The organism is Klebsiella sp. MS 92-3 (assembly GCF_000195655.1).
In the GTDB taxonomy this organism is placed as follows: Bacteria; Pseudomonadota; Gammaproteobacteria; order Enterobacterales; family Enterobacteriaceae; genus Klebsiella; species Klebsiella pneumoniae.
Map to the genome: position 1 here is coordinate 9,372 of NZ_GL882821.1, position 4,128 is coordinate 13,499.

General features: G+C 55.7%; 3 protein-coding genes. 2 read left to right on the top strand and 1 reads right to left on the bottom strand.

The window, feature by feature from the left end:
- Positions 1–41: 41 nt before the first annotated feature.
- The gene (yeaG, locus tag HMPREF9538_RS10950) at positions 42–1,976 is read right to left on the bottom strand and encodes a protein kinase YeaG (RefSeq protein WP_002901234.1); all 1,935 of its coding nucleotides are present in this window, start codon (positions 1,974–1,976) and stop codon (positions 42–44) included.
- Positions 1,977–2,392: 416 nt separating this feature from the next.
- Between yeaG and HMPREF9538_RS10945 the strand changes: the two genes are divergently transcribed.
- Together HMPREF9538_RS10945 and HMPREF9538_RS10940 are read left to right on the top strand one after the other, a co-directional pair.
- Positions 2,393–3,139 carry a MipA/OmpV family protein gene (locus HMPREF9538_RS10945; RefSeq protein ID WP_002901236.1) on the top strand — a complete coding sequence of 249 codons (747 nt, stop codon included), beginning with the start codon at positions 2,393–2,395 and terminating at the stop codon, positions 3,137–3,139.
- Between the two features lie 91 nt (positions 3,140–3,230).
- Positions 3,231–4,085 (top strand): aldo/keto reductase, encoded by an 855-nt coding sequence (locus tag HMPREF9538_RS10940; protein WP_004213141.1) that lies wholly within the window; start codon positions 3,231–3,233, stop codon positions 4,083–4,085.
- Positions 4,086–4,128 lie beyond the last annotated feature (43 nt).

Here is a 4,128-nt window from a genome sequence, read left to right on the forward strand (position 1 = left end):
CCGCGGGGCGGCGCGGCGGGGGGGGGGGGGGGTGGGACGCATCAGGACGATTTACGAACCCGCAGGTACCACTCGCACAGCAGGCGAACCTGTTTGCGGGTGTAGCCTTTCTCCATCATGCGGTCGACAAAGTCGTCATGTTTTTTCTGCTCATCGGTTGAGGTTTTGGCATTAAACGAAATGACCGGCAACAGCTCTTCGGTATTGGAGAACATTTTCTTCTCAATAACCGTGCGCAGTTTCTCATAGCTGGTCCAGTTCGGATTACGTCCGCTGTTGTTGGCTCTGGCACGCAGCACAAAGTTGACGATTTCGTTACGGAAGTCTTTCGGGTTGCTAATCCCGGCTGGCTTCTCAATTTTCTCCAGCTCGGCATTCAACGATTCACGGTCAAACAGCTGCCCGGTGTCCGGATCGCGGTATTCCTGATCCTGGATCCAGAAGTCAGCGTAGGTGACATAGCGATCGAAAATGTTCTGCCCATACTCGGAGTAGGATTCCAGATAAGCGGTCTGGATCTCTTTGCCGATAAACTCGGCGTATTTCGGGATCAGATAGCCTTTGAGGAATTCCAGATAGCGCTCGGCCTGCTCCTGTGGGAACTGTTCGCGCTCAATCTGCTGCTCCAGCACATAGAACAGATGCACCGGGTTAGCGGCCACCTCGACGTGGTCGAAGTTAAATACCCGAGACAGGATCTTAAAGGCAAAGCGGGTGGAGAGCCCGTTCATCCCTTCATCAACCCCGGCGTAATCGCGATACTCCTGATAGGACTTCGCTTTCGGGTCGGTATCTTTCAGACTTTCGCCGTCATAGACCCGCATCTTCGAGTAGATGCTCGAGTTTTCCGGCTCTTTAAGGCGCGACAGAATCGAAAAGCGCGCCAGGGTTTCCAGGGTGCCCGGGGCGCATGGCGCATGGGTCAGCTCACTGTTGTTGAGCAGTTTTTCATAGATGCGGATCTCTTCGGAGATACGCAGGCAATAAGGCACCTTGACGATATAGACGCGGTCGAGGAAGGCCTCATTGTTCTTGTTATTACGGAAGGTCACCCATTCCGATTCGTTGGAGTGAGCAAGGATGATCCCGTTAAACGGCAGGGCGGAGATCCCTTCGGTGCCGTTATAGTTACCTTCCTGGGTGGCGGTCAGCAGCGGATGCAGCACCTTAATCGGCGCTTTAAACATCTCGACGAACTCCATAATCCCCTGGTTGGCGCGGCACAGCGCACCGGAGTAGCCGTAGGCGTCCGGGTCGTTCTGCGCATAGTGTTCCAGCTTACGGATATCCACCTTACCGACCAGCGCTGAAATATCCTGGTTGTTTTCATCACCCGGTTCGGTTTTGGCGATGGCAACCTGCTCGAGAATCGATGGCCAGACTTTAACCACGCGGAATTTAGTGATATCGCCGCCAAACTCGTGCAGGCGCTTGGCCGCCCACGGCGACATAATGGTGCCGAGATAGCGGGTCGGGATGCCATACTCTTTCTGGAGGATCTGCGCATCTTCCTGCGGATTGAACAGGCACAGCGGGTGATCGTTGACCGGACTGCGTTCGCCGTTGGCGCTCAGCACATAGATGGGCACGCGCTGCATCAGCGCTTTCAGCCGTTCAGCCAGCGACGATTTACCACCGCCCACCGGCCCCAGCAGATAGAGGATCTGTTTCTTCTCTTCCAGCCCCTGGGCGGCATGCTTGAGGTAGGAAACGATCTGCTCAATGGCGTCTTCCATACCGTAAAACTCTTCAAATGCCGGATAGCGTGCGATAACCCGGTTTGAAAAGAGACGGGATAGCCGCGGCTCGAGAGCCGTATCAACCATGACGGGTTCACCAATGGCCATCAACAGACGTTCTGCCGCATTGGCATAGGCACTGCGATCTTGCCGGCAGATGGTAAGAAACTCCTGCAGTGTGAACTCTTCGTCCTTGGCAGCTTCGTAGCGCTGGCGATAGTGATCGAATATATTCATGGCATGCCGTCCTTTCGTTTTTTAGCACAGGTTGAGAGCCGTTCATATGAATAGTGGGGGCCCCCGGAAGACATAAGCTGAACATCGCTCTCCTGGTATCCAGCAACCCTTATGCCAGGTTGCGGGTGGGGTAGCGTGAATGTGCCCGGCAATTACACCTTCTAAATTTAAGCGTAGATGCATTTAGAAATCTTGCATGGCGCAGAAAATCAATTTCAATGACATATCAATAACTCATCCTGAACATGACGCTTTTTGATTCGTTGGGACGTAAAGTTGTCATAGGGCTGTCACCGGATGGTAAGAGAAGGGTGGCAAAGTGAACGATTTGTGTCATATCGGGTAAAGAATTTGAGGCATGAGACCTACGACGGTACACTGCACGGGCTGATTATTTGACAACGGGAATATGGATTGTGACTAAAATCAAACTTCTGGCACTCGGCGTGCTGATAGCGACGTCCGCCAGCGCGGCGCATGCCGACGGGAAGTTCACTCTTGGGGCTGGCGTAGGGGTCGTTGAGCATCCGTATAAGCAATATGATGCGGATGTCTACCCGGTGCCGGTCATTAGTTATGAGAGCGAAAACTTCTGGTTCCACGGTCTGGGCGGGGGTTACTACCTGTGGAATGACACCAACGATAAACTGTCGATTACGGCCTACTGGTCGCCAATGTACTTCAAGCCGGGCGACAGCGACAGCGAGCAGATGCGTCGACTGGATAAACGTAAATCGACCGTGATGGCCGGTCTTTCTTATGTCCACAACACGCCCTATGGCTTCCTGCGCACGACGATTGCCGGCGATACGCTGGATAACAGCAACGGTATTAACTGGGATCTCGCCTGGCTGTACCGTTACACCAACGGTAACCTGACGCTGACGCCGGGTATTGGCGTGGAGTGGAACAGCGACAATCAGAACGAATACTACTATGGTGTCTCCCGGCACGAGTCGCGCCGCAGCGGCATGCGCAGCTATGACCCGGACAGTAGCTGGAACCCGTATCTGGAACTGTCGGCTAACTATCGCTTCCTTGGTGACTGGAGCGTTTACGGCGTGGCGCGCTACACGCGTCTGTCGGATGAAATTACCGACAGTCCGATGGTGGATAAATCCTGGAGCGGTCTGATCTCCACCGGGATCACCTACACCTTCTGATTGTGCATTCTTACAGTGCGCTTCATGCATCAAAACAGGGCCTTGCGCCCTGTTTTGCTTTATGGTGGTGCATACGGTTAAGGAGGAGAAGATGGTGAAAAAAACAGTACGCTTCGGCGAGCAGGCGGCAGTGCCGGCCATCGGGCTGGGCACCTGGTATATGGGCGAACATGCGGCGCAGCGTCAGCAGGAAGTGGCTGCACTGCGGGCGGGCATCGACCATGGACTGACGGTGATCGATACGGCGGAAATGTACGCCGACGGCGGGGCGGAGGAAGTGGTGGGCCAGGCGATCCGCGGTCTGCGCGACCGGGTAGTGCTGGTCTCCAAAGTCTATCCCTGGCATGCCGGCAAAGCGGCGATGCACCGCGCCTGTGAAAACAGCCTGCGCCGGCTGCAGACTGACTATCTGGACATGTATCTCCTGCACTGGCGCGGGGATATCCCGCTGCAGGAGACGGTTGAGGCGATGGAGAAGCTGGTGGCCGAGGGCAAGATCCGCCGCTGGGGCGTCTCTAATCTGGACACCGAGGATATGCAGGCGCTGTGGCGGACGGCGGATGGCGAGCACTGTGCAACCAACCAGGTGCTCTACCATCTCGCATCGCGGGGCATTGAATACGATCTCCTGCCCTGGTGCCAGCAGCACAGTCTGCCGGTGATGGCCTACTGCCCGCTGGCGCAGGCGGGGCGCTTACGCGATGGACTTTTTCAGCATAGCGATATCATTAATATGGCTAACGCGCGGGGGATTACGGTAGCGCAACTGCTGCTCGCCTGGGTGATTCGTCATCCGGGAGTGCTGGCGATCCCGAAAGCGGCCAGTATTGAGCATGTGGTGCAGAATGCCGCAGCGCTCGATATCGCCCTCAGTGGGGAAGAGCTCGCGCAGCTGGACCGCCTCTATCCGCCGCCGCAGCGAAAAACCCGGCTGGATATGGTTTAACCCATCGTTCACGGCAAAGAAAAGCAAAAGCCCCGTTACCAAC